At 66.9% G+C, this 25280-nt stretch carries 26 protein-coding genes and 1 tRNA gene; 9 read left to right on the top strand and 18 right to left on the bottom strand.

Going from position 1 to position 25280, the window contains the following annotated elements:
* Positions 1–11: 11 nt before the first annotated feature.
* From AC3IR9_RS07800 to AC3IR9_RS07770, 7 genes are all read right to left on the bottom strand, one after another.
* Positions 12–461, bottom strand: a complete 450-nt coding sequence (locus AC3IR9_RS07800) for a hypothetical protein (RefSeq protein ID WP_489295160.1) — start codon at positions 459–461, stop codon at positions 12–14.
* On the bottom strand, positions 412–660 hold the full coding sequence (locus tag AC3IR9_RS07795; RefSeq protein WP_489295159.1) for an FAD assembly factor SdhE: 249 nt from the start codon (positions 658–660) through the stop codon (positions 412–414). The genes AC3IR9_RS07800 and AC3IR9_RS07795 overlap by 50 nt, the downstream gene beginning before the upstream one ends.
* A gap of 138 nt (positions 661–798) precedes the next feature.
* Positions 799–1584, bottom strand: coding sequence for a succinate dehydrogenase iron-sulfur subunit (locus AC3IR9_RS07790; protein ID WP_489295158.1), 786 nt, complete (start codon positions 1582–1584; stop codon positions 799–801).
* A gap of 162 nt (positions 1585–1746) precedes the next feature.
* On the bottom strand, positions 1747–3537 hold the full coding sequence (gene sdhA, locus AC3IR9_RS07785) for a succinate dehydrogenase flavoprotein subunit (protein ID WP_489295156.1): 1791 nt from the start codon (positions 3535–3537) through the stop codon (positions 1747–1749).
* A gap of 31 nt (positions 3538–3568) precedes the next feature.
* Complete coding sequence (gene sdhD, locus AC3IR9_RS07780; protein ID WP_489295154.1) at positions 3569–3955, bottom strand: succinate dehydrogenase, hydrophobic membrane anchor protein; 387 nt, start codon at positions 3953–3955, stop codon at positions 3569–3571.
* The gene (gene sdhC / locus AC3IR9_RS07775) at positions 3952–4344 is read right to left on the bottom strand and encodes a succinate dehydrogenase, cytochrome b556 subunit (RefSeq protein ID WP_489295757.1); all 393 of its coding nucleotides are present in this window, start codon (positions 4342–4344) and stop codon (positions 3952–3954) included. The genes sdhD and sdhC overlap by 4 nt, the downstream gene beginning before the upstream one ends.
* Before the next feature lie 56 nt (positions 4345–4400).
* Positions 4401–4574 carry a DUF1674 domain-containing protein gene (locus tag AC3IR9_RS07770; protein WP_489295153.1) on the bottom strand — a complete coding sequence of 58 codons (174 nt, stop codon included), beginning with the start codon at positions 4572–4574 and terminating at the stop codon, positions 4401–4403.
* Positions 4575–4613: 39 nt separating this feature from the next.
* On the opposite strand from AC3IR9_RS07770, the gene ygfZ reads away from it, so the two are divergent.
* A complete protein-coding gene (ygfZ, locus tag AC3IR9_RS07765; RefSeq protein ID WP_489295151.1) occupies positions 4614–5477 on the top strand; it encodes a CAF17-like 4Fe-4S cluster assembly/insertion protein YgfZ in 864 nt (287 codons plus the stop codon).
* A 66-nt stretch (positions 5478–5543) separates the two neighbouring features.
* Here ygfZ and AC3IR9_RS07760 read toward each other — a convergent pair whose 3' ends face one another.
* On the bottom strand, positions 5544–6635 hold the full coding sequence (locus AC3IR9_RS07760) for an ABC transporter ATP-binding protein (protein WP_489295149.1): 1092 nt from the start codon (positions 6633–6635) through the stop codon (positions 5544–5546).
* Between the two features lie 352 nt (positions 6636–6987).
* Here AC3IR9_RS07760 and zwf point away from each other — a divergent pair, with 352 nt between their 5' ends.
* The 5 genes from zwf (at position 6988) to eda (ending at position 12963) form a co-directional block, all read left to right on the top strand.
* Positions 6988–8430: a glucose-6-phosphate dehydrogenase gene (zwf, locus tag AC3IR9_RS07755; protein ID WP_489295148.1), complete on the top strand. Its 1443-nt coding sequence runs from the start codon at positions 6988–6990 to the stop codon at positions 8428–8430.
* Entirely contained in the window at positions 8427–9434 is a 1008-nt protein-coding gene (gene glk / locus AC3IR9_RS07750) for a glucokinase (RefSeq protein ID WP_489295147.1), read from the top strand. The genes zwf and glk overlap by 4 nt, the downstream gene beginning before the upstream one ends.
* Positions 9431–10153, top strand: coding sequence for a 6-phosphogluconolactonase (pgl, locus tag AC3IR9_RS07745; protein ID WP_489295146.1), 723 nt, complete (start codon positions 9431–9433; stop codon positions 10151–10153). The genes glk and pgl overlap by 4 nt, the downstream gene beginning before the upstream one ends.
* 45 nt (positions 10154–10198) lie before the next feature.
* On the top strand, positions 10199–12115 hold the full coding sequence (gene edd / locus AC3IR9_RS07740; protein ID WP_489295145.1) for a phosphogluconate dehydratase: 1917 nt from the start codon (positions 10199–10201) through the stop codon (positions 12113–12115).
* A 188-nt stretch (positions 12116–12303) separates the two neighbouring features.
* The gene (eda, locus tag AC3IR9_RS07735) at positions 12304–12963 is read left to right on the top strand and encodes a bifunctional 4-hydroxy-2-oxoglutarate aldolase/2-dehydro-3-deoxy-phosphogluconate aldolase (protein WP_489295143.1); all 660 of its coding nucleotides are present in this window, start codon (positions 12304–12306) and stop codon (positions 12961–12963) included.
* Positions 12964–13023: 60 nt separating this feature from the next.
* Here eda and AC3IR9_RS07730 read toward each other — a convergent pair whose 3' ends face one another.
* From AC3IR9_RS07730 to ispG, 3 genes are all read right to left on the bottom strand, one after another.
* Positions 13024–13671, bottom strand: coding sequence for a response regulator (locus tag AC3IR9_RS07730; protein ID WP_489295142.1), 648 nt, complete (start codon positions 13669–13671; stop codon positions 13024–13026).
* 222 nt (positions 13672–13893) lie between these two features.
* The gene (locus AC3IR9_RS07725; protein ID WP_489295141.1) at positions 13894–14601 is read right to left on the bottom strand and encodes a phosphatase PAP2 family protein; all 708 of its coding nucleotides are present in this window, start codon (positions 14599–14601) and stop codon (positions 13894–13896) included.
* Entirely contained in the window at positions 14582–15847 is a 1266-nt protein-coding gene (ispG, locus tag AC3IR9_RS07720; protein WP_489295139.1) for a flavodoxin-dependent (E)-4-hydroxy-3-methylbut-2-enyl-diphosphate synthase, read from the bottom strand. Before ispG ends, AC3IR9_RS07725 begins: the two co-directional genes overlap by 20 nt.
* Positions 15848–15972: 125 nt before the next feature.
* Here ispG and AC3IR9_RS07715 point away from each other — a divergent pair, with 125 nt between their 5' ends.
* Both AC3IR9_RS07715 and AC3IR9_RS07710 read left to right on the top strand, forming a co-directional pair.
* Positions 15973–17199, top strand: coding sequence for an ATP-binding protein (locus tag AC3IR9_RS07715; protein ID WP_489295137.1), 1227 nt, complete (start codon positions 15973–15975; stop codon positions 17197–17199).
* On the top strand, positions 17196–17765 hold the full coding sequence (locus AC3IR9_RS07710; protein WP_489295136.1) for a response regulator transcription factor: 570 nt from the start codon (positions 17196–17198) through the stop codon (positions 17763–17765). The genes AC3IR9_RS07715 and AC3IR9_RS07710 overlap by 4 nt, the downstream gene beginning before the upstream one ends.
* 179 nt (positions 17766–17944) lie before the next feature.
* On the opposite strand, the gene pgi is transcribed toward AC3IR9_RS07710, so the two are convergent.
* The 6 genes from pgi to pcnB all read right to left on the bottom strand — a co-directional run bounded on the left by pgi (position 17945) and on the right by pcnB (position 23589).
* A complete protein-coding gene (gene pgi, locus AC3IR9_RS07705; protein ID WP_489295134.1) occupies positions 17945–19459 on the bottom strand; it encodes a glucose-6-phosphate isomerase in 1515 nt (504 codons plus the stop codon).
* Positions 19456–19836 (bottom strand): aspartate 1-decarboxylase, encoded by a 381-nt coding sequence (gene panD / locus AC3IR9_RS07700; protein WP_489295133.1) that lies wholly within the window; start codon positions 19834–19836, stop codon positions 19456–19458. The genes pgi and panD overlap by 4 nt, the downstream gene beginning before the upstream one ends.
* Before the next feature lie 192 nt (positions 19837–20028).
* Positions 20029–20871 (bottom strand): pantoate--beta-alanine ligase, encoded by an 843-nt coding sequence (gene panC, locus AC3IR9_RS07695; protein WP_489295131.1) that lies wholly within the window; start codon positions 20869–20871, stop codon positions 20029–20031.
* Positions 20868–21683, bottom strand: coding sequence for a 3-methyl-2-oxobutanoate hydroxymethyltransferase (gene panB, locus AC3IR9_RS07690; protein WP_489295129.1), 816 nt, complete (start codon positions 21681–21683; stop codon positions 20868–20870). The genes panC and panB overlap by 4 nt, the downstream gene beginning before the upstream one ends.
* Before the next feature lie 31 nt (positions 21684–21714).
* On the bottom strand, positions 21715–22203 hold the full coding sequence (folK, locus tag AC3IR9_RS07685) for a 2-amino-4-hydroxy-6-hydroxymethyldihydropteridine diphosphokinase (RefSeq protein ID WP_489295128.1): 489 nt from the start codon (positions 22201–22203) through the stop codon (positions 21715–21717).
* 3 nt (positions 22204–22206) lie between these two features.
* Positions 22207–23589: a polynucleotide adenylyltransferase PcnB gene (gene pcnB / locus AC3IR9_RS07680; protein WP_489295755.1), complete on the bottom strand. Its 1383-nt coding sequence runs from the start codon at positions 23587–23589 to the stop codon at positions 22207–22209.
* 50 nt (positions 23590–23639) lie between these two features.
* Between pcnB and AC3IR9_RS07675 the strand changes: the two genes are divergently transcribed.
* Positions 23640–23714 (top strand) — tRNA-Glu (locus tag AC3IR9_RS07675).
* Positions 23715–23784: 70 nt separating this feature from the next.
* Here AC3IR9_RS07675 and AC3IR9_RS07670 read toward each other — a convergent pair.
* A complete protein-coding gene (locus tag AC3IR9_RS07670) occupies positions 23785–25203 on the bottom strand; it encodes a sugar porter family MFS transporter (RefSeq protein ID WP_489295127.1) in 1419 nt (472 codons plus the stop codon).
* Between the last annotated feature and the right edge of the window lie 77 nt (positions 25204–25280).

Below are 25280 nucleotides of genomic sequence, written 5' to 3'. Positions count from 1 at the left end.
GACAATTCAGGCTATGGTGCCATCGCCGGGGCTGAACGGGAAATGCGCCGTGCATGTACGGCCAGTCGCAGTTCACGTCGCTGCGCCGGCGGCAATGTATCGGGCCAGAACAGGCAACGCCGTCGGCGCCCCTGCTGGCGCCAGGCCAGCTGCAGCAACCACCCGCGGTCAGACAGCTGCAGGTCCTCGACCGGCTGCCCGTCGCACCGCGCCTGCCCGTCACCGGGCAGGATCAGCCACGCCTGCACCGGGCGTTGCCAGTACCACCAGGCCTCGGCCCCGCCCAACGCCAGGACCAGCAGCGACGCTGGCCAACGCAGGGCCGGCGAGAGATCGGTGGCGCATAGCGCCCAGGGCGCCAGCGCGGTGATCAGCAGGTGCGCGGCAAACTGCCAGCGCGAGGGCCGCCATTCAAGCCGGCAGGGCGCGGATGCGGGCGATGAGCGCGGCGGGCTGGACATGTGGGCACTCCTCGTAACCCATGAACCATCGCCACAACTTATCGTCCTCGCTCTCCAGCAGGAACAGGAAAACCTCGCGTTCGTCGGTAGGCGCCTGCAGCCAGCAACGGTCAAGGTAGCGGCCAAACAGCTGGTCCAGCTCGCGCATGCCGCGCCGGCAACGCCAGCGCAGCTTCTTCAGTTCAGTGGCTTCGTCCATTGGCAGGGCTCCTGGAACGGCAAGGCCGGGCGTTGCCCGGCCTTTGGTGCAGCGGGGGCCCGCGGACAGCGGGGCAGAGCCCCGCTCTACGTGATGGGTGACCTTGCATGCAGCGGGGCAGAGCCCCGCTCTACCAGATCAGGCGCGGCGCGCCATCATCAGCTTCTTGATCTCGGCAATGGCCAGCGCCGGGTTCAGGCCCTTCGGGCAGGTCCGCGAGCAATTCATGATGGTGTGGCAGCGGTACAGCTTGAACGGATCTTCCAGCTCGTCCAGGCGGGCGCCGGTGTCTTCATCGCGCGAATCGATGATCCAGCGGTAGGCCTGCAGCAGGATCGCCGGGCCCAGGTAACGCTCGCCGTTCCACCAGTAGCTCGGGCAGCTGGTGGAGCAGCACGCGCACAGGATGCACTCGTACAGGCCGTCCAGCTTCTTGCGGTCTTCCGGCGACTGCAGGCGCTCACGGTCCGGCGGCGGCGGGGTCTGGGTGCGGATCCACGGCTTGATCGAGGCGTACTGCGCATAGAAGTGGGTCAGGTCCGGCACCAGGTCCTTGACCACGCTCATGTGCGGCAGCGGGTAGATCGGCACTTCGGCCTTGCCGCAGTCGGCGATGGCACGGGTGCAGGCCAGCGTGTTGGTGCCGTCGATATTCATCGCGCACGAACCGCAGATGCCCTCGCGGCACGAACGCCGGAAGGTCAGGGTCGGATCGACCTCGTTCTTGATCTTGATCAGCGCGTCCAGAACCATCGGGCCGCAGCTGTCCAGGTCGATCTCGTAGGTGTCGGTACGCGGGTTGCTGTCGTCGTCGGGATTCCAGCGGTAGATCTTGAAAGTGCGCGTATTCTTCGCACCGCTCGCGGCGGGGAAGTGCTTGCCCTTTCCGATCTTGGAATTCTTGGGGAGGGAAAACTCTGCCATGGCTGTTCTCGTTGGCTCAGGCGGCTCGCGCTGCGATGCAGGCGCGGCTAGCACGGAAGGTGAGGAAGTCGACACCGCCGGACCGCGGCGCACGCCCTGCCCCACCCATGCGGGTGGAGGTGTCGGCGAGCGCTGCGGGGCCGGTGGTCATGCCGCGGGCGATCAGTAAACGCGCGGCTTCGGCGGCACCACGTCCACGTCCTTGCTCAACGTGTACATGTGCACCGGGCGGTAGTCGAAGCTGCACTTGCCCTGGTCATCCACCGTGACCATCGTGTGCTTCTGCCAGTTGACGTCGTCGCGGTCCGGGAAGTCCTCGTGCGCGTGCGCGCCGCGGCTTTCCTTGCGCTGTTCGGCCGAGTTGATCGTGGCCACCGCGTTGAGCAGCAGGTTGTTCAGCTCGTAGGTTTCGATCAGGTCCGAGTTCCACACCAGCGAACGGTCGCTGACCTTGACGTCCTGGAAGGAGTCGAAGATCCCGGCCATCTTGCTGCAGCCCTCTTCCAGCGTCTTGCTGGTACGGAACACCGCCGCGTCGTTCTGCATGGTGCGCTGCATGTTGTCGCGGATCACCGAGGTAGGGGTGTCGCCGTCGGCGTAACGCAGCTTGTCCAGCAGGCCCAGCGCCTTGTCGCACGCATCGGCCGGCAGCATCTTGTGCGGCGCGCCGGACTTGATGGTCTCGGCGCAGCGGTTGGCCACCGCACGGCCGAACACCACCAGGTCCAGCAGCGAGTTGGATCCCAGGCGGTTGGCACCGTGCACCGACACGCAGGCCGCTTCGCCGATGGCGTACAGGCCCGGGACCACGGCATCGTTGTTGTCGCCCAGCTTGCGCACGACTTCGCCGTGGTAGTTGGTCGGGATGCCGCCCATGTTGTAGTGCACGGTCGGGATGACCGGGATCGGCTGCTTGTGCACGTCCACGCCGGCGAAGATGCGCGCGCTTTCGGCGATACCCGGCAGCTTGTCGTCGATCACGCCCGGGCCGAGGTGGGTCAGGTCGAGCAGGATGTGGTCCTTGTGCTCGCCGACGCCGCGGCCTTCGCGGATTTCGATGGTCATCGAACGCGATACCACGTCGCGCGAGGCCAGGTCCTTGTAGTGCGGTGCATAGCGCTCCATGAAGCGCTCGCCGTTGCTGTTGCGCAGGATGCCGCCTTCGCCACGCACGCCTTCGGTGATCAGGCAGCCCGCGCCGTAGATACCGGTCGGGTGGAACTGTACGAACTCCATGTCCTGCATGGCGATACCGGCACGCATGGCCAGGCCGCCGCCGTCACCGGTGCAGGTGTGCGCCGAGGTGGCACTGAAGTAGGCGCGGCCGTAACCGCCGGTGGCCAGCACCACGCCGTGGGCGCGGAACAGATGCAGCGAGCCGTCGGCCATGTCCAGCGCGAGCACGCCGCGGCAGACGCCTTCGTCATCGAAGATCAGGTCGAGTGCGAAGTACTCGATCATGAAGCGCGCGTTGTGCGCCAGCGACTGCTGGTACAACGTGTGCAGCATGGCGTGGCCGGTACGGTCGGCCGCCGCGCAGGTGCGCTGCGCCGACGGGCCTTCGCCGTACTTGGTGGTCATGCCACCGAACGGGCGCTGGTAGATCTTGCCCTCTTCGGTACGGCTGAACGGCACGCCGTAGTGCTCCAGCTCGATGATGGCCGGAATCGCTTCGCGGCACATGTACTCGATGGCGTCCTGGTCGCCCAGCCAATCCGACCCCTTGATGGTGTCGAAGAAGTGGTAACGCCAGTCGTCCTCGCCCATGTTGCCCAGCGCGGCGGAAATACCGCCCTGCGCGGCCACGGTGTGCGAACGGGTCGGGAACACCTTGGTCAGGCAGACGGTCTGCAGGCCCTTGGCGGCCAGCCCGAAGGTGGCGCGAAGACCGGCACCGCCGGCGCCGACCACGACCATGTCGTACTTGTGTTCGGTAATCTTGTAAGCGGACATCTACTCTGGATTCCTGTCTTGGTGCCTGGACTCAGGCAACGCCGAGCGCTATGCGGGCGACCGCAAAAACACTGACGATCGCGCCCAGCACGGCGATGAACTTCACCGTTGTCTGCAGCGCCAGGGCCAGCAACGAATTATGGATGTAGTCTTCCAGCACGACCTGCAGGCCGAGCTGGGCATGCCAGAACATCGCCACCAGGAAGCCGACCAGCAGCACCGCGTTCCACGGCTTGGACACCGCGTCGGTGGCGGTCACGTAATCGGCACCGATCAGGCTCAGCACGAACACCAGGAACCACACGGTCAACCCGACCAGCGCGGTGGCGGTCAGGCGCTGCATCACGAAGTGCTCGGTACCGGTCTTGGCTGCGCCGAGGCCACGCACGTTCTTCAGCGGGGTACGGAAATTGCTCATGCGGCGGCTCCGGCGAAGACATAAGCCCAGATCAGCGCGGTGATCACCAGGCTGGCGAACACCGAGATCCAGCTGCTGCGCACGAAGGCGGGAATGCTGAAGCCGATGGCGAAGTCCTGCACGATGTGGCGCAGGCCATTGCACAGGTGGTAGGCGAACGCCCACGTCCATGCAAACAGGAACACCTTTCCATACCAGCTACCGGCGTGGGAAGTGAAGCAGTTCCAGGATTCGGGGCCCATCATCAGGGCGAGCAGGCCGCCGGCGATGATCAAGGCTCCAACAGACAGAAAGATGCCGGACGCTCGATGCAGGATCGAGGTGGCCATCTGAATCTGCCAGCGATACACCTGAAGGTGCGGGGAAAGGGGACGTTCTCTGGCGGCCATTCGCTGGGCTCGTTGTCTCGGCTGGGCGGCGCAATGCCGCGTTGGCTCAATGCTGATCAAAAATCGATGCAGCGTCCGTTTTTTTCCCAATCGCCATACCGCACCGGATCAAGTCCGCCGCGGCCACCGATTTCCACGGGCACCACAGGGGTCTCGGGGAGCGGCTGCTCCTGGTCGACCTGCGGGGCGTTGGATTCGGATTCGGGAGTGGGGGTTGTTTGGCCTATCATGGGTGTTCTCGCAACGCACAAATTTTAGACCCCGTTCACGTGCCTGACAACCTGCCCCTCGAATTTGACGGTTTTCCGCGCCTCTCCGGTCACCAGCTGCTCAGCCTGGACGGCGTGGATGCGGCGGCGTTCGCGCATGCCCAGTTCTCCAGCGACGTCACCGCCCTGCCCCTGCGGCATTGGCAGTGGAGTGCCTGGCTGAGCGCCAAAGGCCGCACCATTGCTGTGTTCCAGCTGATCCGGGTGGACGCGGAAAACGTGCTGCTGGTGCTCGCCGACGGTGACGGCGATGCGATTGCGTCGCAGTTGCAGCGTTTTGTGTTCCGCCGCAAGGTCAAGATCACGCGGCGCGACGACCTCGGCGTGGCGGGCAGCTTCACCGCGCCGGAAGCCGCCTCTGGCGCAGCCATCGCGCAGGATGGCGCGGATCTGGAGCTGGATATGGGCAGCGATGCGCTGCCGCGCACCCTGCGCATCGGGCCGGTACATGGCGATACGACGGTGGACGACAGCGGCTTCGCCCTGGCCTGGCGGCAAGCCGACCTGCGCTACGGGCTGCCGCGCCTGGCCGCCGACCAGCGCGAGCAGTGGACGCCGCAGCAGCTGGGGCTGGACCGTTTGAACGGGTACAGCGTCAAAAAGGGCTGCTACCCCGGCCAGGAAATCGTGGCGCGCACCCATTTCCTGGGCAAGGCCAAACGTGCGCTGCAACTGCTGCGCGTGGCCGAGGGCGTGGCCAGCGGCGCGCAGGTGATGCAGAACGGCACGGTGATCGGCACCGTGGCCAGCGTGGCCGGCGATCTGGCCCTGGCGGTGCTGCCGCTGGAGATCAGCGCCGAGCCGCTGCAGGTGGCTGATGCGCAGGCGGCGCAGCTGCCGCTGCTGGACAGCCTCGCCCGGTAGGCATCGACCGTTGGTCGATGCGTGCGGCGCCGATGATTTCCCCGCGTCACCACCAACGGTGGTGACCTACCCTGCGTTCAACCGCTCGCCGGTCTGGGCATCGAAGAAATGCAGCGCCGGCGAATGGATCGCCACGCGGATCGTTCCGCCTACCGCCGGCAACGCCTGCGGCGCCACGCGCATCACCAGCGACTGACTGCCACTGGTCATGTTGACGAAGATTTCGTTGCCCACCGGCTCGATGCCGTCGATGACCGCATCGAATGCGCTTGCATCCTCGGCGGCCGCCGGCTGCAGGTGCTCGGGGCGCACGCCCACGGCGATCGGCCTGCCGATCCACGCCAGGTCGACCGCGGCCTGGCCCAGCGGCGCGGTCAGGGCGGTTTCGCGCACCACCAGGCCGGTGCTGCCCTGCTCCAGGGTACCTCGCAGCACGTTCATCGCCGGGCTGCCAAGGAAGCCGGCCACGAACAGGTTGGTCGGGCGGTCGTACAGCGCCATCGGGGTGTCGATCTGCTGGATCACCCCGTCCTTGAGCACCACGATGCGCTGGCCCAGCGTCATCGCCTCCACCTGGTCGTGGGTGACGTAGATCATGGTGGTGCCGAGCTTGCGGTGCAGCTGCGCGATTTCAGTGCGCACGCTGTGACGCAGCTTGGCATCCAGGTTGGACAGCGGCTCATCCAGCAGGAATACCGCCGGCTCGCGCACCAGCGCGCGGCCCAGCGCCACGCGCTGCCGCTGGCCGCCGGACATCGCCTTGGGCAGCTTGTCGAGCATGTCGGTCAGGCCCAGGGTCTGCGCGGCTTCGTCCACGCGCTTGACGATGGTGGCCTTGTCGTGGCCGCGCAGCTTCAGGCCGAAGGCCAGGTTCTCGGCCACGGTCATGTGCGGGTACAGCGCGTAGCTCTGGAACACCATGGCGATATCGCGGTCCTTGGGCGCCACGTCGTTGACCACGCGGTCGCCGATACTCAGCGTTCCGGCACTGATCTCTTCCAGCCCGGCGACCATGCGTAGCAAGGTCGACTTGCCACACCCGGACGGCCCGACCAGCACCATCAATTCGCCATCGGCCACTTCAAAGGTCGCGCCCTGGACGGCCACCTGGCCGTTGTCGTAGACCTTGCGCACGCCCTGCAACTGCACTTTTGCCATGTCACCCATTCCAGTCCGCCCGCTGCCGGGCTGTTGTGCGGAACTGCCTTCGGCCCTCCCGATGGCAGGTCGATGGCGTGGTGCCGCATGACGGCGACCACTGCAATCGAATACAGTCTGCTCATTCTGCCATGTAAACGTTTTCACGTGGCAGTATCCGTTGGTCGGTCATGACCGCGACGCATCGGCAGGCACATCGTCTCCCGATCGGCCCGGCACATGCCCCATGATGAGCGGCCGCGCGCCTGTTCATGCTGCACCTGCAGCATCGGACACCGCGCTGGGCGAGCCCCCCGAGAACATAGACGAGAAGCGATTGACAACGATGTCACCCGGATCTGAAACTCGAGCCATGCACGACACCCTCTTCCTGTTCGGCGCCACCGGCGATCTCGCCCAGCGCTACCTGTTCCCCTCCCTGTTGCGCCTGCTTGGCGACGGACTGCTGCCGGAGGACTTCAAGGTCCGTGCGCTGGCCTTGTCCCCGCACGACACCGAGGGCTTCCGCGAGATCCTGCGCCCACGCCTGCAGCAGGCCATGCCGCTGGCCAGCCAGGAGGACATCCAGTCGCTGCTGTCACGCATCGACTATCGCTCGGTGGACCTGCGCAATCCCGAATCGGTCGCCGAATCGGTGCGCGACCTGGTCGACCGCAAGTGCGTGAGCTACCTGGCCATTCCGCCGGGCCTGTACATCTCCACCTGCGAAGGCCTGGCCCTGGGCGGCGCGTTGGCCGCACCGGCACGGCTGATGCTGGAGAAGCCGATCGGCAGCGACAGCAAGAGCGCCGAGGAGATCCTGACCACCATCGGTGCGTGGATCGACGAAGACCGCGTGTTCCGCCTGGACCACTACCTGGGCAAGGCCGCGGTGCAGAACCTGATCGCGCTGCGCTTCGGCAACACGCTGCTGGAAGCGGTGTGGAACCGCAATTACATCGAGTCGGTGCACATCCTGGTCGCCGAAAGCGAAGGCGTGGACGGCCGCGATGCCTACTACGCACGCTCCGGCGCGCTGCGCGACATGGTCCAGAGCCACATCCTGCAGCTGCTGTGCCTGGTGGCGATGGAACCGCCGGCCTCGCTGGAAGCCGACCGCATCCGCGACGAGAAGGTCAAGGTGCTGCGCGCGTTGCGCCCGCTCGATGCCAAGCACGCCGCGCGTGACAGCGTACGCGGCCGCTACACCGCCGGCACCATCAACGGCCAGCCTGCGCAGGCCTACCAGCCGCCGGAAGGCAGCGATGTGGAAACCTTCGCCGGGGTCACCGCGCACATCGACAACTGGCGCTGGTCCGGCGTTCCGTTCCACCTGGTCACCGGCAAGCGCCTGGCCGAGCGCACCACCCGCGTGGTGGTCACGCTCAAGCCGGTCACCCACTGGCTGTTCGAGCGCCCGCACCGCCGCAATGCCACGCCCAACCGCATCACCTTCCAGCTGCAGCCGCAGGAAAACATCGAGCTGGGCCTGATGAGCAGCCTGGCCGGCCCGGAATGGGGCGCGCTGGAACTGCATCCGCTGGAGCTGGAGCTGTCGGTACCGACCGGCCTGCATCGCCGCATCGCCTACGAACGCCTGTTCCTGGATGCCTTCAACGGCAACCATGCGCTGTTCGTGCGCGATGACGAAGTGCGCGCCGCCTGGGCGTGGATCGACAGCGTCAGCGACGCCTGGAAGGAGGCCGCATTGCCGCTGCAGCCCTACCCGGCCGGCCAATGGGGCCCGGACCAGGCGGTTGATTTCCTGCCTGCCGATGTGGACGCCGACGCCGGCCGCCAGGACAGCAACGCATGACGCTGCAGACTCAACCGGTGCTGGTCGCCGACATCGGTGGCACCAACGCCCGCTTCGCCCTGGCCGACACCGGCCAGGCGGCACCGCTGCAGCAGGACAGCATCCGCGAATTCGTGGTGGCCGATTTCCCCTCGCTCGGCGACGCCGCGCGCCACTACCTGGACCAGGTCGGTGCGGAAGCCAGGCGCGGCGTGTTCGCCGTGGCCGGGCGCGTGGACGGTGACGAGGCGCGCATCACCAATCATCCGTGGGTGATCTCGCGGATGCGCACCGCGCAGATGCTGGGGTTCGACGAGCTGCACCTGATCAACGACTTCGCCGCGCAGGCCATGGCGATCTCGCTGCTGCAGCCGTACGACGTCATCCAGGTCGGTGGCGCCGCCTGGGTACCGGGCAAGCCCGGCCAACCGCGCAACTACGCGGTGATCGGCCCGGGCACCGGGCTCGGCGTGGGTGGCCTGATCCTGCGCCACGGCCGCTGCTACCCGCTGGAAACCGAAGGCGGCCACGTCAGCTTCCCGCCGGGAACGCCGGAGGAAATCCGCATCCTGGAAATCCTGTCCGAGCAGTTCGGCCGCGTCTCCAACGAACGCCTGATCTGCGGCCCGGGCCTGGTCAACATCCATCGCGCGGTCTGCGAGATGGCCGGCATCGACCCCGGCCAGCTGCAACCGGTGGACGTCACCGCGCGCGCGCTGCACGGCGATCCGCAGGCGATGCGCACGGTGGATGTGTTCTGCGCGGTGTTCGGCGCCATCGCCGGTGACCTGGTGCTGATGCAGGGTGCCTGGGACGGCGTGTTCCTGACCGGCGGGCTGACGCCGAAGATGCTTGATTCCCTGCAGCATTCCGGCTTCCGCCAGCGCTTTGAACACAAGGGTCGTTTCTCTTCGATCATGGCCCGCGTGCCATCGCTGGCGGTGATGCATCCGCACGCCGGCCTGCTCGGTGCGGCGGCCTATGCCGCCGATGCCGAATGTGACCTGCCGGGAGGCAACGCATGAACACCCTGGACAATTCCGATCGTTTCACCCTGGTCCGCCACGGCGACGCCGATGGCTGGATCGAGGCCATCGCCGCTGAAATGGCGCAGGCGCTCAACCAGGACATCACCACCTTCGGGCGTGCGCGCATGCTGCTCTCCGGCGGCACCACGCCGGCACCGGTCTACCAGGCATTGGCCGAGCTGGACGTGCATTGGGACCGGGTCGAAGTGAGCCTGGTCGACGAGCGCTGGCTGTCGCCCCAGGATCGCGACAGCAATGCGTGGCTGGTCCGCGAGAGTTTCCTCAACCGTGCCGACGGCGCGCACTTCGATCCGCTGGTGCGGGTCGGCAAGCCGTTGCCCGAGTGTGTGTACACCGCCAACCTGCAGGCCCAGCACAGCCAACCGCCGTGCCTGAGCGTGCTGGGCATGGGCAACGACGGCCACACCGCCTCGCTGTTCCCCGGTTCCCGGGACCTGGCTCGTGCACTGGAAAGTACCCTGCCCTACGCCGCCCTGGACGCCACCGGTTGCCCCGGTGCCAACCAGTGGCCGCTGCGCATCACGCTGACCCCGCATGGGCTCAAGCACAGCGGCCAACGGCTGCTGCTGCTGCGTGGCAAGCAGAAGCTGGAAGTGCTCAGGCAGGCGCTGGAAAGCAACAACCCGCAGTTGTATCCCATCCTCAACGCGATCGACCTCGACGGCGCCAAGCTGCGCGTCCACTGGTGTGACTGACCTGTCCCCGGTGTGGTTCGTCCGCCCTCTCATAGCCGGTAGCCAATGAGCCTGCATCCCCAACTCCATGCCATCACCCAGCGTGTCATCCAGCGCAGCGCGGCCTCGCGCGCGGCCTACCTGGCCGGCATCGATGCCGCCATGCGCGATGGTCCGTTCCGCTCGCGCCTGAGCTGCGGCAACCTGGCCCATGGCTTCGCCGCCTGCGGGCCGACCGACAAGTCGCGCCTGCGTGGCGGCGTCACCCCCAACCTGGGCATCATCACCGCCTACAACGACATGCTCTCGGCGCACCAGCCGTTCGAGTACTACCCGGAAATCCTGCGCCAGGCCGCACGCGACCTCGGCGCCACCGCGCAGGTTGCCGGTGGCGTGCCCGCCATGTGCGACGGCGTCACCCAGGGCCGGGGGGGCATGGAGCTGTCGCTGTTCTCGCGCGATGTGATTGCCCAGTCCACCGCGATCGGCCTCAGCCACGACATGTTCGATGCCAGCGTGTACCTGGGCGTGTGCGACAAGATCGTGCCGGGTCTGTTGATCGGTGCGCTGGCCTTCGGCCACCTGCCGGCGATCTTCCTGCCGGCCGGGCCGATGACACCGGGCATTCCGAACAAGCAGAAGGCCGAAGTGCGCGAGCGCTATGCGGCCGGCGAAGCGACCCGCGAGGAACTGCTGGAAGCAGAAGCAGCGTCCTACCACGGCGCGGGCACCTGCACGTTCTACGGCACGGCCAACTCCAACCAGACCTTGCTCGAAGCGATGGGCGTGCAGCTGCCCGGCGCGTCGTTCGTCAATCCCGATACGCCGCTGCGCGATGCGCTGACCCGCCAGGCAGCGGTGCGTGCGCTGGAGATCAGTGCGCTGGGCGATGATTTCCGTCCGCTCGGGCGGTTGATCGACGAGCGCGCGATCATCAATGCGGTGGTCACGCTGATGGCCACCGGTGGCTCGACCAACCACACGATCCATTGGATCGCGGTGGCGCGTGCGGCCGGCATCGTGCTGACCTGGGACGACATGGACCAGCTGTCGCAGCTGGTTCCGCTGCTGGCGCGGATCTACCCGAACGGCGAGGCGGACGTGAATCGGTTCGCCGCTGCCGGCGGAACGGCGTTCGTGTTCCGCGAACTGATGGATGCCGGGCTGATGCATGCCGACCTGCAGACGGTGGCCGAGGGCGGGATGCGCCAGTATGGGCAGGAGCCTGCACTGCGCGAGGGCACGCTGACCTACGTGGACGGTGTGCGTGAGAGTGCCGACCGCGAGGTGGTACGCGGGGTGGCCGAGCCGTTCGAGGCCCAGGGTGGGCTGCGGCTGCTGCGCGGCAACCTGGGGCGTTCGTTGATCAAGCTGTCGGCGGTGAAACCGCCGTTCCGGACGATCGAGGCGCCGGCGGTGGTGGTGGATGCGCCGCAGATATTGAACAAGCTGCATGCCGCAGGGGTATTGCCGCACGATTTCGTGGCGGTGGTGCGTTACCAGGGGCCGCGCGCGAACGGGATGCCGGAGCTGCATTCGCTGGCGCCGTTGCTGGGCCTGCTGCAGAACCAGGGCCGACGCGTTGCGTTGGTGACCGATGGTCGGCTGTCCGGTGCGTCGGGCAAGTTCCCGGCGGCGATCCACATGACCCCGGAAGCGTCGCGCGGCGGTCCGTTGGCGCGGGTGCGCGAGGGCGACATGATCCGCCTGGATGGTGAGGCCGGCACGTTGGAATTGCTGGTGGACGCGGCGGAGTTCGCCGCGCGTGCGCCGGCCCCCAATACCGCACCGGCAGCGCACGATATGGGGCGCAATCTGTTTGCGTTGAACCGTCGCGTGGTGGGTCCGGCCGATCAGGGCGCGATTTCGATTTCCTGCGGGCCGGCGACGGCCGAGGGTGATATCTGGAATTACGACGCGGAATACGATCTGGGGCATGACGCGGCGGCGGCGGATGCGCCGCATGAAGGCAAGGACGCCTGAAGCGCAAAGCGCGGCGGTACGGGCCAGGGCAGCGGATCGCCCTGGCCGGGACACGCCGTGAACCCATCCATGGGGGCTCGTGAGCGGCATCCATGCCGCTCAACGGTCCCGGCCAGGGCGATCCGCTGCCCTCGGACACAATTCGGCGCGTCATTTGCGCTGCAGTCATTGAGAAAGAGAGAAAACACATGAGCATCGCCGAACACCAGAAACGCGCTGAAACCCTGCTACATGCTGCCGGCATCCTGCCGGTAGTGACGGTGCATACGCTTGATCAGGCCCGTGCGGTCAGTGCGGCGCTGTTGGAAGGCGGGTTGCCGGCCATTGAGTTGACCCTGCGTACGCCGGTGGCGATGGAGGCGCTGGCGATGCTCAAGCGCGAGCTGCCCGATGTGGTGGTGGGCGCCGGCACGGTGTTGACCGTGGAGCAGATGCAGCAGTCCATTGATGCCGGTGCGGATTTCCTGGTGACGCCGGGTACGCCGGCGCACATGGCCGATGCCCTGGCGGCCGCGCCGTTGCCGGTGGTGCCCGGCGCAGCGTCGCCGACTGAAATGCTGGCGCTGTATGCGCGAGGCTTCCGGGTGTGCAAGCTGTTCCCGGCATCGGCCGTGGGCGGGCTGGCTATGATCAAGGGCCTGGCCGGTCCGATTCCGGACCTGAAGCTGTGCCCGACCGGCGGGATTACCGAGACCACGGCCTCGGAGTACCTGGAGCAGAAGAACGTGGTCTGCATTGGCGGCTCGTGGATGGTGCCCGGTGGCTGGATCGAGCGCGGCGAGTGGGACAAGGTGCGCGAGAGCGCCGCGCAGGCGGCGAAGATCGTGGCGCGGGTGCGCGCACACTGACGCTGCAACGAAAAACGCCCGGGTATGCCCGGGCGTTTTTTCATCTATCTTCGCGCGGCATCACATCGGTCGCGCAGGGTCCACCAGGCCGTACTGGCTGGCCATGCGTGCCAGGGCGATGTTGTCGTGGATGCCCATCTTCTCGAACAGCCGTGCCTTGTGCGTGTTCACCGTCTTGGCGCTCAGGCTGAGGCGCTTGGCGATATCTTCCTGGCGCAGGCCCTGGGTGAGCAGCAAGGCCACTTCCAGTTCGCGCGGGGACAGGGTGTCGAAGGGCGACTGGGTGCCTTCCACGTTGGACAGCGCCAGGTTCTGCGCGATGCTGCTGCCCAGGTAACGTCGGCCCAGCGCGGCGTCGCGCACGGCGCGCAGCAGTTCCTGCGCATCGCAGCCCTTGCCGATATAGCCGGAGGCCCCGGCTTCGAGCAGGCGCTTGGGCATCGGCCCATCTTCGAGGACCGAGACGATCACCACGCGGGTGCCATGGTCGCCACGCACCACCCGTTCGGTAACCTCCATCCCGCTCACGCCCGGCAGGTGCAGGTCGCACAGCACCACATCGGGGCGCAACTGACGGATGTCAGGGAGTGCCACCTCGCCAGAGTCCGCTTCACCGACTACCTCGATATCGGTCTCGTTGGACAGGATCATCTTCATGCCGGTTCGCACCAGCGCATGATCGTCCACCAGATACACTCGAATCGTCATCCACGCACCTCTTCAAACGCTGCAAACGGGGGCAAGCCTAGCGGCGGGATTGGGCGATAACAAGGCAGAAAACCCCCTACCGGCACGTTCTGGTGCCTGCATCACACCGACGCTGCGTTGCCCCACCCCTTAAGCCTTTCACCCCAGGCCCTTTCGGTTTACCGGCCCTATCAGTCTACGTCGACGTACTGACGCGATCGGCCGGGCCCTTTTCCACTCGGCTCACTGCCGGCGCCGCCAAGGGTACCGGCGGCGGAACATGACCAGGAAGCACCCTACCACCCAAACCAGTGCCGCACACCATCCGGCCAGGATGTCGGAGGGGTAATGCACCCCCAGGTAGACCCGGGAAACGCTGACCAGCACGCTGAACGACGGTGCCAGTACCAGCACCGGCCACCGCCAGCGGGTGTTCCAGGCCAGCAGCACCAGGGTGGCGGCCAGGGTCATCGAGCCCATCGCGTGTCCACTGGGGAAGCTGAAAGTGCTTTCCGGGGCGATCGACTCCCACAGGCTGGGCCGGTCACGCTGGAAGAACTGCTTGCTGCCCAGGTTCAACAAGGCCGAACCGACGAAACTGATCGCCACGAACGTGGCCTCGCGCCAGCGCCGCCGCCACAGCAGCAGCAGCACGATCAACACATCGGCTGGAATCAGGAACCACTCGTAGCCCAGCTTGGACAACAGCACGAAGAACCGGTCCAAGGCCGGCGCATGCAGGCCATGCAGGGTCCACAGCAGCGGGGCGTCGAAGTACACCACCTCCAGTTCGTGGACCTCATCGGCCAGCGCGACAAACCCGGCCAGCGGCAACAGCACCCCGGCAAACAGCAGCACGAAACGCCAGGCGTTGTGCGCCATCCACTGGCGGAAACCGGCGGCTGGCTCAGGCGTGGCCAGTACCGCAGGCTTATCCGATGCTTCGGACATACTTGCGTTCAACGTAATCGTCGATCAGGGCCACGAAATCCTGCGCGATGTTCTCGCCGCGCAACGTCACCGACTTCTCGCCGTCGATGAACACCGGCGCGGCCGGCGTTTCACCAGTCCCGGGCAAGGAGATGCCGATGTTGGCGTGGCGCGATTCGCCCGGCCCGTTGACGATGCAGCCCATCACCGCAAGCGTCATGTTCTCCGCACCCGGGTGGCTGACCTTCCACGTCGGCATCTTTTCGCGTACGTGGTTCTGCACCACCTTGGCCAGCTCCTGGAAGAACTCGGAAGTGGTGCGGCCGCAGCCCGGGCACGCGGTGACCAGCGGGGTGAACGCACGCTGCCCGGTGGTCTGCAGCAGTTCCTGGGCAACGATCACCTCGGCCGTGCGCGACTGGCCCGGTTCGGGCGTCAGCGAAATACGGATGGTGTCGCCGATGCCTTCCTGCAGCAGCACCGCCAGCGCCGCCGAGGAGGCAACGATGCCCTTGCTGCCGATCCCGGCCTCGGTCAGGCCCAGGTGCAGGGCGAAGTCCGAACGCTGGGCCAGGTCGCGGTACACCGCGATCAGCTCCTGCACGCCGCTGACCTTGGCCGACAGCACGATGCGATCGCGCGGCAGGCCCAGCTCGACGGCGGTCTGGGCCGAATCCAGCGCCGAGCGGATCAGCGCCTCACGCAATACCCGGCCGGCATCCCACGGCTGCTGGCGGTGGTTGTTCTCGTCCATCAGGCGTGCGGCCAGCGACTGGTCCAGCGAGCCCCAGTTGGCGCCGATCCGCACCGGTTTGTCGTAGCGGATCGCAAATTCGATCAGCTGCGCGAACTGGGTGTCCTTTTTCTTGCCGAAACCGACGTTGCCCGGATTGATCCGGTACTTGGCCAGCGCCTCGGCGCAGGCCGGTTCCTGGGTCAGCAACTGATGCCCGTTGTAGTGGAAGTCGCCGATCAGCGGGACATCGACCCCCATCATCAGCAGCTTCTCGCGGATACGCGGGATCGCCGCGGCCGATTCGGGGTTGTTGACGGTCAGCCGCACCATCTCCGAGCCGGCCCGCCACAACTCGGCGACCTGCTTGACGCTGGCGGCGACGTTGGCGGTGTCGGTGTTGGTCATCGACTGCACCACCACCGGCTGGCCTCCGCCCACGACCACGCCGCCGATGCGGACGGCCTGGGTCTGGCGGCGGGCCCACACGGTGGTGTCGGACGGTTGGGTCGGTTGGGTCACGGCGTCATGCATCCCCGCATTTTAGCGCTGCCGCATGGCGATTACGCCACTCCCATTCATCTGCGGGCCGGGCAACCGCGCCGATGCGGCCGATTGTCGCAGGCAGGCCGTGCCGCGAGCGCATAGGATGTGCGGTGATGACCGGTACCGACGCCCCCTTTCTCCGCACTCTGTGCAGCCTGCGCTGGTTGGCCGTGGCCGGCCAGGCGGCCACGATCCTGGTGGCCAGCTGGGTGCTGGGCCTGGAACTGCCGCAGCGGCCGCTCTGGGCCGGCGTGGCCGCACTGGCGTTGTTCAACCTGTACGCGCAGTTGCGCGTGCACGGCGCCGATACCGCGCCGGTCACCGCGTTCAGCCACATCCTGGTGGATGTCGCCATCCTGACCTGGATGGTCGGCTGGAGTGGCGGTATCGGCAATCCGTTCGGCTCGCTGTTCCTGATCCTGATCGCCCTGGCGGCGCTGGCCCTGCCGTTGCGCTGGACCCTGGCGGTGGCCGCGGCCTGCCTGATCGGCTACGCGGCCAGCGGCGTGTTCGGCCTGCCGCTGCCCAGCGGCTACTTCACCGCGATGCAGATGCATCAGTGGGGCGTGGTCTGCAATTTCCTGCTCTCGGCCACGGTGGTGCTGGTCTTCGCGACCCGGCTGGCGATCGCCCTGCGCCAGCGCGAACACGAACTGGCCCTGCTGCGCGAGCGCTTCGTGCGCAACGAAGGCATCGTCGCCCTGGCCACCCACGCCGCCTCGGTCGCGCATGAACTCAATACACCGCTGGCGACCATGACCCTGCTCGCCGACGACATCGCCGACCAGTCCGAAAGCAGCGAAGTCCGCGACGACGTGGAAACCCTGCGCGAACTGCTGGTGCAGTGCCGCGAGCGCGTGCTGGCGCTGGCCAAGCCGGCCGCAGGCGACGCGCCCGGGCGCGACCACGTCACCCTGCCGCAGGTACTGGAACAGTGGCGGCTGGTACGCCCGACGATCACCCTCAACCGCAACGATGACGCGCCGTTGAAGCTGCCGTTGGACCCGGGTATCGGCCATCTGCTGATGGTGCTGCTCAACAACGCCGCCGATGCCGGCGAAAAGGCCGAGCGCCCCCAGGTGGACCTGAGCGTGCGCATCGAAGGCGATGACCTGATCGGCGAGGTGCGCGACTACGGCCACGGCTTCGATGCGCGCCAGGCGGTACTGCCCGGCACCTTGTTCAACAGCGGCAAAACCCAGGGCATGGGCGTGGGCCTGGCCCTGTCCCATGCCACCATCGAACGCCTCGACGGCGAGCTGTGGATGCGCCCGGCCAACGGTGCCGGCACCCGCGTCGGCTTCCGCCTGCCGCTGAGCCCCCCGGAGACTTCCGCATGACCTTCCCCCACTCGCACGCGGCAAGCCATGGCCTGCTGGTCGACGATGACGAACTGTACCTGCGCACCCTGCAGCGCAGCCTGGCCCGCAAAGGGTTGGAAACGGTGACGGCCAGCGATATTGCCTCGGCGCTGATGCTGGCCCGCCAGCACCCGCCGGCCTATGCGCTGATCGACCTGAAGCTGGGGTCCGAATCGGGCCTGTCGCTGATCCAGCCGCTGCGCGCGCTACGCGAAGACATGCGGATCCTGCTGGTCACCGGCTATGCCAGCATCGCCACCGCGGTGGAGGCGATCAAGCTCGGGGCCGACGACTATCTGCCCAAACCGGCCACGGTGCCGATGATCCTGCGCGCCCTGGGCGAGGAAGACGACGGCCCGGCCGACGACGGCGAGCTGGAACCGCCCGATGCGATGACCCCGATCAGCCGCCTGCAATGGGAGCACATCCAGCAGGCGATGCATGAAACCGGCGGCAATGTGTCCGCGGCCGCACGCCTGCTCGGCATGCACCGGCGTTCGCTGCAGCGCAAGCTGGCCAAGCGGCCGAGCCCGGAGCGGCCGTAACCCGATGTCGGTTGCGGTTGCGTGCGCGACGACCAACGGTCGTCGCCTACCGCTGCAATGAATGTCGACCGCTACGCCGATTCACCTCGGCTGCGACGACCAACGGTCGTCGCCTACCGCTGATCGGGACACCGAATCCCCCGGTAGGTACCGACCGTTGGTCGGTACGCGAATCGCCCTCACCCCTTCAACTGCACCAACAACTCCAGCGTCACCGGGTCGGTGATCGCATGCGCGTCACCCTGCAGCGCCGGCAGCAACTGGCTGGCCAGCTGCTTGCCCAACTCCACGCCGAACTGATCGAACGCGTTGATGTTCCAGATCACCGACTGCACGTATACCGCGTGTTCGTACATCGCGATCAGCGCGCCCAGCGACTGCGGGGTGAGCGCGTCGAGCAGGATCAACGTACTCGGACGGCCGCCGGGATACTCGCGGTGCGGATCATCGCTGCCCTGGCCATTGGCCAGCGCTTCGGTCTGCGCCAGCAGGTTGGCCATCAATGCCTGGTGGTTGACCACATAGGGGTCATCGTTGTGCACGCAACCGATGAAATCGGCCGGAATCACGCTGGTGCCCTGGTGCAGTGCCTGGAAGAAGCTGTGCTGCACGTCGGTGCCCGCCCCGCCCCACCACACCGGCACGGTGTCGCTGGCGACCGGGCTGCCATCGAGCTGTACGCGCTTGCCCAGGCTTTCCATCACCAGTTGCTGCAGGTAGGCCGGCAGCAGCGCCAGGCGCTGGTCGTAGGTCATCACCGCATGGGTGGCATGGCCGAGCAAGTTGCGGTTCCAGATATCGGTCAGCGCATGCAGTACCGGCAGGTTCTGCTGCAGCGGTGCGGTAAGCGCGTGCTCGTCCATCTGCGCGGCACCGGCCAGCAGCTGTTCAAAACGCTCGAAGCCGATCGCCAGCGCGATCGGGAAACCGACCGCCGACCACAGCGAATAACGCCCGCCTACCCAGTCCCACATCGGCAACACGCGGCCGGCGGCGATCGAGAAGGCCTTGGCCGCCCGTTCGGGGTTGGCACTGACCGCATACAGGCGCTCGCTCCCGCCCAGCCAGTCGTGCAGGATCTGCCCGTTGAGCAGGGTCTCCTGGGTACCGAAGGTCTTGGAGATCAGGATGCCGGCGGTGGTGGCCGGGTCCAGCGTGGCCAGCGTGCGCTGCATGGCGGCGCCGTCGACGTTGGAAACGAAATGCACGCGGAAACGCGCGCCGCTGACCGGGCGCAGTGCATCGGCGACCAGGCGCGGACCGAGGTCCGAGCCGCCGATGCCGACGCTGACGATGTCGGTGACGTTGGTTTTTTCCAGCGCGGCGATGAGCTGCCCCATCTGCGCCCGGACCGGCACGGCGGTGGCGAACGCATCGTGGGCCACGGGAGCGCCACTGAGGTCCCCGCGCAACGCGGTATGCAGCGCCGCGCGGCCTTCGGTCACATTGACCGTTTCACCGCGGAACAGACGCTGGAACGCGCCGGCGACATCGCGCTCGGCAGCCAGCAGCAGCAGTGCGTCCAACGCCGCGCGGTCGTACTTCTGCCGCGCGAAATTGACGTACAACGGACCGACCCGCAGCCCCAGCGATTGTGCGCGGCCCGGTTCGGCGGCGATCAACGAAGGGATGCTCGCGCCACGCAGGCGCTGGGCATGGGAATGAAGCGGGTCGAATCCGTTGTGCTGTGTCATGCGGCCTGTGTCGGGATCGTGTCGTTGGTGTGGGAGATCTGATTGTTGCCGTCCACATATACCAACTTCGGCTTGAAGCTGTCAGCTTCTTCTTCGCTCATGCTGGCAAAGGCGGCGATGATGATGATGTCGCCCACCTGCACGTGGCGCGCGGCGCCACCGTTGAGCGACACCACGCCGCTGCCGGCTTCGGCGCGGATGGCATAGGTGGAGAAACGCGCACCGTTGGTGACGTCCCAGATGTTCACCTGTTCGAACTCACGGATGCCGGTGGCCTGCAGCAGGTTGTCATCGATGGCGATGGAACCTTCGTAGTTCAGCTCGGAGTGAGTGACGGTGGCGCGGTGGATCTTGGTCTTGAGCAGGGACAGGTGCATGGCAACGGCGCAACGGTAACGGAAAGCGAAATTCTAGCACCCACTGGCGGGACGGCAGCGCCAGCGGCGGCGGCCACGCTTTGGTACTACCGGTGGTTCAGGCAGATCAAGGACTTGGGGCCATAGCCTTGCCCCGGAAACGCAAAAGCCGCCCGAAGGCGGCTGCGTGTGGAACGCTGCGGCAACAGGGCCTCAGAATTCCAGGTTGTCGATCAAGCGGGTCGTGCCGATCCGGGCCGCGATCAGCGCCACCCGGGTGCCGTCGCTGGCATCGGCCGGCTCGGACAGATCCGACAGGCGCACCACCGCGTAGTCGACCTGGAACCCGGCCGCCTGCAGCGCGGCGGCGGCATCGGCCTCGATCACGCTGCGGCTCTTGCCGGCGATGAAGCCTTCGCGCATGCCCAGCAACACCTGGTGGATCACGATGGAGACCGGACGCTGCTCGGCGTTGAGGTACTGGTTGCGCGAACTCATCGCCAGGCCATCGTCTTCACGCACGATGTCCCCGCCGACGATCTGGATCGGGAACGCCAGGTCTTCCACCATCTGCCGGATCACCGCCAGCTGCTGGTAATCCTTCTTGCCGAAGGCGGCCACGTCCGGCTGGACCTGGTTGAACAGGCGCGAGACCACGGTGCACACGCCATCGAAATGGCCCGGGCGGTGCGCCCCTTCCAGCAGCCCGCTGATGCCAGGCACATGGATGCTGGCCGCCAGCGGGACGCCGAACGGGTACATCGATTCCACCGTGGGCAACCACAACACGTCGCAGCCGGCCTGCTCCAGGCCGGTGGTATCGGCCTCGGGCGTGCGCGGGTAGCGGGTGAAGTCCTCATTGGGGCCGAACTGGGTCGGATTGACGAACACACTGGAGACCACGCGGTCGGCGTACTGCCGCGCCAGCGTGACCAGCGAATAGTGGCCGGCGTGCAGGTTGCCCATGGTGGGGACCAGCGCGACGCGCAGGCCCTCGCGCTTCCAGCCGTTGACGACCGCGCGCAGGCGGGACAGTTCGGTGACGGTATCGATCATGAGGCGTAGGCGTGTTCTGCGTCAGGGAAGGAACCGTCGCGCACGGCGTCGGCGTAAGCGCGGACGGCGCCGGCCACCGAGCCGCCTTCGGCAAGGAAATCCTTGACGAACTTGGGCCGGCGGTGGCCGCTGTCCAGGCCGAGGAAATCATGCAGCACCAGCACCTGGCCATCGCAGCCGGGGCCGGCACCGATGCCGATGGTCGGCACCGCCACCTCGGCGGTCACCTGGGTGGCCACCGGGGTCGGCACGCATTCGAGCACGATCAAGGTGGCGCCGGCCTCGACCGCGGCCTTGGCGTCGTCGCGCAGCTGCTGCGCGGCATCGCCACGGCCCTGCACGCGGTAACCGCCCAGGCGCAGCACCGACTGCGGGGTCAGGCCCAGGTGCGAGCAGACCGGGATTTCGCGTTCAACCAGATAGCGGATGATGTCCAGCTTGAAGCCGGCACCTTCGATCTTGACCATCTCCGCACCGGCCTGGAGCAGGCGCACGGAGGCGTCCAGCGCGCGCTCGGGGGTGGCGTCAGCGCCGAACGGCAGGTCGGCCACCAGCAGCGCACGCTGCAGCACCGGGGCCACCGCGCGGGTGTGGTAGACCATGTCATCGGTGGTCACCGGCAGGGTCGAATCATGTCCCTGCACCACCATGCCCAGCGAGTCGCCGATCAGGATCAGGTCCACGCCGTTGGCATCGAAGGCCCGTGCGAAACCGGCATCGTAGGCGGTCAACATCACCAGCTTCTGCCCATTGCGCTTGGCCTCGGCCAACGCCGGGACGGTCCAGGGCTTGCTGTCTGCGTGGGTACTCATGAGCTGATAACCGGTGGCGATAAGCCCGGCATTATCCCCCTATTGGAGCGATCCCGCAGGCCTCGACCCGCATCACAGCATCCCGCACGCGGCCCTGCCCGGGAATCACCGCATCGGGTGCGATCTCGGCCAGCGGCAACAGCGCAAACGCGCGCTCGTGCAGGTAGGGGTGCGGCACCTTGAGCTGTGGCAGATCGATCACGTCGTCGGCATACAACAGCAGGTCCAGATCCAGCGTGCGTGGCCCCCAGTGCACGCCCGGTTCGCGGACACGGCCGAAGCCGCGCTCGATCGCCAGCAGGGCATCCAGCAGGTCCGGCCCGCTCAGGGTGGTGTCGATCACCGCCGCCGCGTTGACGAACGCCGGCTGGTCTTCATTGCCCCAGGCCGGCGTGCTGTACAGCTGCGAGCGCGCCCGCAGCGTGGTCTGCGGCAGTGCCGCCAGCGCAGTGAACGCGTCGCGCAGGGTCTGCGCGGCGTCGCCCAGGTTGGCACCCAATCCAATGCAGGCCTGGACCACGCCTTACTCGCCCGCCACAGCCCCACCGGGACGACGACGGCGGCGGCGACGCTTGCGCGGTGCACCGTCTTCGCCTTCGCCCTCGACATCGCCATCGGCGTGCGCGGCATCCAGTGCCGAATCCAGCTCGCTGCCCGACTGCAGTTGGGCTTCGCGCCAGAACTCCACATCGGCGCTGTGCTCGCTGGAGGCCACCTGGCGCAGCACCAGGAAGTCGTAGGCGGCGCGGAAGCGCGGATGGGTCAAGGTGCGCAGCACGCGCTTGCGCTGGCGCGAGCTGAAGCGACCCTGCAGCAGCCAGATTTCCTGCATCGGCAGCGAGAAGCGGCGCGGCAGCGCGATGGTGGTCAGCTGGTGCAGGGTGACGCGATCGGCGGCACGCCGCTGCGCTTCCTCCAGCGCCACGCCCTGCTTCTGCAGGCTGGCCAGGGCGCGGCAGAACGCCGGCCACAGCAGCAGTGCGAACAGGAACGACGGCGATACCGGCTCATCATTGGCCACGCGCAGGTCGGTGTTGTGCAGGCCTTCGATGACCATCCGGCGCAAGGCACCGCTGCGGTTGCTGTTCAGTGCGGCGGCGCTTTCGGGGAACATCACCGCAAACAGCCCGTAGCGCTCCAGCCCTTCAAAGCTGGCCACGCCGTGCCCGGACAGGAACAGCTTGAGCACTTCCTCGAACAACCGCGCCGGCGCGGCTTCGTTGAGCAGGCTGGCCAGGCGCGGCAGCGGCTCGGCGGTGGCGTCTTCGATCTGGAAACCGAGCTTGGCCGCCAGCCGTACCGCACGCAGCATGCGCACCGGGTCTTCCTGGTAGCGCTTCTCGGGGTCGCCGATGAGTTTCATCAGGCGCGCCTGCACGTCCTCGAAGCCGCCGGTGTAATCGCGCACCGAGAAGTCTTCGATTGCGTAGTAAAGGGCATTGCAGGTGAAGTCGCGACGGATCGCGTCGTCTTCGATGCTGCCGTAGACGTTGTCGCGGACCAGCATGCCGTTTTCCATTTCGCGGTCGCCGCTGCCGTCATCGATGTTGGCGCGGAAGGTGGCCACTTCGATGATCTCGCGGCCGAACACCACGTGGGCGAGGCGGAAGCGGCGGCCGATCAGGCGGCAATTGCGGAACAGCGCCTTGACCTGCTCCGGCGTGGCGTCGGTGGCCACGTCGAAATCCTTGGGGTTGCCGCCGACCAGCAGGTCGCGCACGGCGCCGCCCACCAGATAGCCGGTGAACCCGGAATCACGCAGCCGGTACAGAACGCGCAAGGCGTTGGGGCTGATGTCCTTGCGGGAGATGGTGTGCTGGTCGCGCGGGATCACGCGCAGGCTGAACGGAGATGTAGCAGAAGAATTGATGTTGGCGCTTCCGGTTGAGTTTTCGGGATTGCCCAATGGCATCTAGGTCCATATACTAGCGCGCTGCGCAGTTCGCGACAAAGCCTGCTCCCTTCGTCTAATGGTTAGGACGTGGCCCTCTCAAGGCTAAAACAGGGGTTCGAGTCCCCTAGGGAGCACCAGTCGCGGTGCAGAAAGCCAAAAACCCCGCCCCGGCGGGGTTTTTTGCGTCCGGGTGGTGGGCCGGCAGGCTCATCCCTCCATCTGCTCCAGTTCCCGCCCCTTGGTTTCGCGCACGTAGCGCAGGACGAAGACGATCGAGATCGCTGCGGCCAGCGTATACAGGCCATAGGCCCCGGCCAGGCCGATCCCGGTCAGCAACACCGGGAAGCTGACGGTAATGGCGAAGTTGGCGGTCCACTGCGCCGCCCCGGCCACGGCCAGGCCCGAGCCGCGGATCTGGTTGGGGAACATCTCGCCCAGCATCACCCACATCACCGGGCCCCAGGACATGTTGAAGAACACCACGTAGACGTTGGCCGCGACCAGTGCCAGCCTTCCCATGCCATCGGACAGCTGCAGGCGCCCGCCGTCGAGGGTGCCGCTGGCGAAGGCAACGGTGACCAGCGCCAGCGATACGGCCATGCCCATCGAGCCGATCCACAACAGCGGCCTGCGCCCGATCCGGTCGATCAGCACCACCGTCAGCAGGCAGGCGCCGATGCTCAGCGCACCGGACATCACGTTGATCAGCAGTGCATCGCTCTCCGAGAAGCCCACCGCCTGCCATAGCACGGCACCGTAATAGAACACCACGTTGATGCCCACCAGTTGCTGGAACACCGCCAGGCCGATGCCGATCCAGACGATCCGCCGCAGGCGCCCGGTGCCCTTGTCGACCAGGTCCGACAACTGCGGCCGGTGCTCGTCGCCGGCGAGCGAGCCGTGGATCTCGGCGAGCTTGGCGTGGGCCTCCGCGCTGCCGTACAGGCGGGTCAGCACCTCCAGCGCCTGCGCATGCCGGCCCTTGACCACCAGGAAGCGCGGGCTTTCGGGAATGCGTAGCAACAGCAGCAGGAACAGCGCCGATGGCAGCGCCTGCATCCAGAACATCCAGCGCCAGGCTTCCTGGCCCAGCCACAGCGGCTCGGTCGAGGTGCCGGCCGCGCGCGCGAGCAGGTAATTGCTTAGGAACGCACAGAACAAGCCACTGATGATGGCCATCTGCTGCACCGTGGCCAGGCGGCCGCGATAGCGTGCCGAGGCGACTTCGGCGATGTAGGCCGGCGACATCACACTGGCCGCCCCCACCGCGAAGCCGCCGACCACCCGCGCCAGCACGAATGCCATCGAGCTGTGCGCGGCCCCGGCACCCAGCGCCGAACCCAGGAACATCACCGCGGCGATGATCAGCACCCCGCGTCGACCCAGGCGGTCGCCGAGGCGGCCGGCGAAGAACGCGCCAATCGCGCAGCCGAGCAGCATCGAGGCCACTTCAAAGCCGATCCCGGCCTGGCTGGACTGGAAGGTCTGCTTGAGACCATCGACGGTGCCGTTGATCACCCCACTGTCGAAACCGAACAGAAAGCCGCCAATCGTGGCCACGCAGCTGATCAGGATGATGAAGGCGGTGTTTTCGCCCGCGTTGGGTCGGGGAAGCGCTGTGGTCATGTGAGCACCGGGCCGGGATACAGGAAGGTCGCCCGACCGCGCGACCACGGGAGTTTGCGCAGCGTCGCACAGCCGGG

Source organism: Stenotrophomonas sp. GL_101 (genome assembly GCF_057835675.1).
This window is presented reverse-complemented; position numbering and strand designations above follow the sequence as displayed.

Bases quoted from the DNA above. Each gene is read 5' to 3' on its own strand.
- panC (WP_489295131.1), bottom strand. From the start codon at position 20,871: ATGATCGATACCGTCACCGAACTGTCCCGCCTGCGCGCGGTCGTCAAC.
- AC3IR9_RS07725 (WP_489295141.1), bottom strand. From the start codon at position 14,601: ATGTCCGAAGCATCGGATAAGCCTGCGGTACTGGCCACGCCTGAGCCA.
- panB (WP_489295129.1), bottom strand. From the start codon at position 21,683: ATGAGTACCCACGCAGACAGCAAGCCCTGGACCGTCCCGGCGTTGGCC.
- sdhA (WP_489295156.1), bottom strand. From the start codon at position 3,537: ATGTCCGCTTACAAGATTACCGAACACAAGTACGACATGGTCGTGGTC.
- pgl (WP_489295146.1), top strand. From the start codon at position 9,431: ATGAACACCCTGGACAATTCCGATCGTTTCACCCTGGTCCGCCACGGC.
- eda (WP_489295143.1), top strand. From the start codon at position 12,304: ATGAGCATCGCCGAACACCAGAAACGCGCTGAAACCCTGCTACATGCT.
- sdhC (WP_489295757.1), bottom strand. From the start codon at position 4,344: ATGGCCGCCAGAGAACGTCCCCTTTCCCCGCACCTTCAGGTGTATCGC.
- AC3IR9_RS07800 (WP_489295160.1), bottom strand. From the start codon at position 461: ATGTCCAGCCCGCCGCGCTCATCGCCCGCATCCGCGCCCTGCCGGCTT.
- AC3IR9_RS07795 (WP_489295159.1), bottom strand. From the start codon at position 660: ATGGACGAAGCCACTGAACTGAAGAAGCTGCGCTGGCGTTGCCGGCGC.
- AC3IR9_RS07710 (WP_489295136.1), top strand. From the start codon at position 17,196: ATGACCTTCCCCCACTCGCACGCGGCAAGCCATGGCCTGCTGGTCGAC.
- pgi (WP_489295134.1), bottom strand. From the start codon at position 19,459: ATGACACAGCACAACGGATTCGACCCGCTTCATTCCCATGCCCAGCGC.
- AC3IR9_RS07760 (WP_489295149.1), bottom strand. From the start codon at position 6,635: ATGGCAAAAGTGCAGTTGCAGGGCGTGCGCAAGGTCTACGACAACGGC.
- AC3IR9_RS07715 (WP_489295137.1), top strand. From the start codon at position 15,973: ATGACCGGTACCGACGCCCCCTTTCTCCGCACTCTGTGCAGCCTGCGC.
- edd (WP_489295145.1), top strand. From the start codon at position 10,199: ATGAGCCTGCATCCCCAACTCCATGCCATCACCCAGCGTGTCATCCAG.
- zwf (WP_489295148.1), top strand. From the start codon at position 6,988: ATGCACGACACCCTCTTCCTGTTCGGCGCCACCGGCGATCTCGCCCAG.
- AC3IR9_RS07730 (WP_489295142.1), bottom strand. From the start codon at position 13,671: ATGACGATTCGAGTGTATCTGGTGGACGATCATGCGCTGGTGCGAACC.
- ispG (WP_489295139.1), bottom strand. From the start codon at position 15,847: ATGCATGACGCCGTGACCCAACCGACCCAACCGTCCGACACCACCGTG.
- AC3IR9_RS07670 (WP_489295127.1), bottom strand. From the start codon at position 25,203: ATGACCACAGCGCTTCCCCGACCCAACGCGGGCGAAAACACCGCCTTC.
- glk (WP_489295147.1), top strand. From the start codon at position 8,427: ATGACGCTGCAGACTCAACCGGTGCTGGTCGCCGACATCGGTGGCACC.
- sdhD (WP_489295154.1), bottom strand. From the start codon at position 3,955: ATGAGCAATTTCCGTACCCCGCTGAAGAACGTGCGTGGCCTCGGCGCA.
- AC3IR9_RS07790 (WP_489295158.1), bottom strand. From the start codon at position 1,584: ATGGCAGAGTTTTCCCTCCCCAAGAATTCCAAGATCGGAAAGGGCAAG.
- panD (WP_489295133.1), bottom strand. From the start codon at position 19,836: ATGCACCTGTCCCTGCTCAAGACCAAGATCCACCGCGCCACCGTCACT.
- AC3IR9_RS07770 (WP_489295153.1), bottom strand. From the start codon at position 4,574: ATGATAGGCCAAACAACCCCCACTCCCGAATCCGAATCCAACGCCCCG.